3 protein-coding genes are annotated in these 2,608 nt (G+C 66.8%); all 3 read right to left on the reverse strand.

The window, feature by feature from the left end:
• The coding region (locus ACWGIF_RS33330; RefSeq protein ID WP_453503109.1) for a MauE/DoxX family redox-associated membrane protein at positions 1–477 on the reverse strand (477 nt) is incomplete at its 3' end.
• An 82-nt stretch (positions 478–559) separates the two neighbouring features.
• Positions 560–739, reverse strand: a complete 180-nt coding sequence (locus ACWGIF_RS33335; protein ID WP_453503110.1) for a hypothetical protein — start codon at positions 737–739, stop codon at positions 560–562.
• Between the two features lie 235 nt (positions 740–974).
• On the reverse strand, positions 975–2,608 hold a 1,634-nt coding region (locus tag ACWGIF_RS33340), incomplete at its 5' end, for an ABC transporter ATP-binding protein (protein ID WP_453503111.1).

Raw genomic sequence — 2,608 nt, forward strand, 5'->3', positions numbered from 1 at the left:
TGCCCCCGCCGACACCCACAGAACCGCTGCCCCGGCACCCCCACCGTCGACAGCAAGACAGGCGGCCAGCCCCAAAACAGTCAGTGCCATCAGCATCAGATTCCGCACCAGCTGAACACCCGACACGGGACGAACGGAAGAACCGAAACACCGGCACGACGCCGACATACCTCGCCTCAGCGCCAGTACAAGAACAACGGTGAACACCGAAAGCGCCACACCCGCCAGCCCGAACCCCGCCACACCCACACCCCGGACCGGCACCGCCAGCAACACAACCACCGCCCACTCCACGATGATCGCCAGAACCGCAAGCACACCAACAGAACGTCCGCCCACACCCGGAACGAAAGCCTGCACAGCAATGCGGAAATCAGCACGCCCCCAGCGAGAAGTCTTCGATACCGCCGCGAGAAAAAACACCACCCCAACCGCAACCCGCAACCCCACCACGAAACACGCCAACAGAGCGCCCATCAACACCAGCACTCCTCTAACCGCACCAGCCGGGCCTCAACAACCCGGCCAGCACATCAAGCCGCCAGACGTCAGACCCGCGTCAGAAGAGACAGCGGTCAAAGATGCAGGAATCGCAAAGCCCGCCGCAGTCATTGTCGTCGCTGCATTCTTTCCCGCATGACTCCAGGTCGGCGGTCACTGGGAGTGGCTTGCGGATGATCACTTTTTCGGTGAAATCATCAGCGAGCTTCCCGACCCGCTCAAGCAACGCGGCACCCATAACACTCACACCCTTCCCAACTCACCCTGACGACCGGCAGACCCGCACACGAACCGACCCCGGGGAAAGGGAGTTGCCGTCACAGGAACAATCGGATGCTCGGGCTCGGAGTTCCGGGAAGGCGGTGGTGTGGATCTTTGCTCCCCAGCCCTGGATCGTTTTCATGTGTGCCCCCCTCTCCGGGGTTTCGGTACAGAACCGCTTCCTTTCGTGATACTCCGGATCTGTTGGGGTGTCAATCCTCTATTCCTATATTGTTCGTCGGGTTTTCTGTCTGCCGCTGGGCGTAGGTGGCGGCTTGGGCGTGGAACATCCGGGTGTAAAGCCCGTTGTTCTGGATGAGTTGGCGGTGGGTGCCGTGTTCGGTGATGCGGCCGTGGTCGAGGACGTAGATGTGGTCGGCGGTGGCCGCTGCGGCGAGGCGGTGGGTGATGAGCAGGACGGTGCGTCCGGTGAACAGGGTCCGCAGGCGGGTGAACAGGGCGGCTTCTGCCTGGGGGTCGATCGCGGCGGTCGGTTCGTCCAGGACCACCAGGGGTGCGTCGCGGAAGAAGGCGCGGGCCAGTGCGATGCGCTGCCACTGCCCCAGTGACAGTTCGGCACCGCGAGCGAACTCCGTGCCCATCCGGGTGTCATAGCCCTCCGGCAGTGCGCGTAGCACCGCGTCAATGCCCGCGAGGCGTGCTGCGGCTTCCGTCCGGTCCCGGTCAGTGAGGTGGTCGGGGCGGCTCAGGGCGATGTTCTCGGCGGCGGTGAGTCGGTAGCGCAGGTAGTCCTGGAACATGACCGCGCTCAGCTCGCGCAGCCGGTCTTGGCCGGCTGGGGCGCCGTCGAGGAGTATCCGGCCGGTGCCGGGTCGGTAGAGGCCGGCCAGGAGCTTGGCCAGGGTGGTCTTCCCTGAACCGTTCTCCCCCACCAGAGCGGTGATCTCACCCGCCCTCAGACACACAGACACTTCCCGCAGGGCGGGCTGGCGGCCGGAAGGGTAGGTGAACGACACATCCCGGGCCTCCAGCATCGTGAACGCCGTTCCTTCCCCGCCGCCCCCGGCCAGGGGGCCTGGTGGAGGTGGTACGGATGGCACAGAGAGGGCGGGTTCTGTTTTGCTGGTGAAGTCCCGCAGGTCCGCGAGATACAGCAGTGACGCGCCGGTAGCCGAAACCATGCCACTGGCACCTGTCACCTGCCGGGCCCCCAGATACATTCCACCCAGCGCGGTCAGCGCGGTCGCCGTACTCAGCCAGCCCGCCTTCACCGACGCCAGCACGACAGCAACCCCGCAAGCGACCACCGCGTCGCCGACAAGCCGCGCCCACGCCCCGCGCACCAGAAAGCGCCGCTGGAGCGCTCCGCGCCGCCCGGCCAAATCCTGGTACAAGGCATCCAGCCGCCCTGACAACAGCCCCGTCAGCCCGAACGCCCGGACCTCCTTGGCCTCCTCACGCCCGGTCAGCAGACTCATCAGATAACGGCGCTCCCGATGGTTTTGCGACAGCTCCCGCGCCAGCGCGTACTGAGCGCGCTGCCGGGACACCGCCACCACCGTCGGCGGCCCGGCCGCCACCAGCAGCAACGGCAGCAGCCACCACGCCATCACCACCAGACCCACCGCCACCGCCACCAGCATCAGCACCGCCCGCAACCCCGACAGCACCACCGTCAGCAGCATGGGAGCGTGCGCGGTCGCCGCGGCTACCGCGCGTTCCACCCTGTCGTGGAACCGCGGGTCCTCGAACTCCGCCAACTCCGCCCCCGCCGCCGCCCCCACCACCCTGCCCACCGCAGCCCGCTCCACATCCCACCGCAACACCTCCTGCCACGCCGCCGCCACCATCCCCACCACCGCCCCGGCAAACCCCACCCCCAGCA

This window comes from Streptomyces sp. NPDC054849 (assembly GCF_053610945.1).

Excerpts from the sequence above, each read along its gene's own strand:
- ACWGIF_RS33335 (WP_453503110.1), bottom strand. The coding sequence starts at position 739 with ATGGGTGCCGCGTTGCTTGAGCGGGTCGGGAAGCTCGCTGATGATTTC.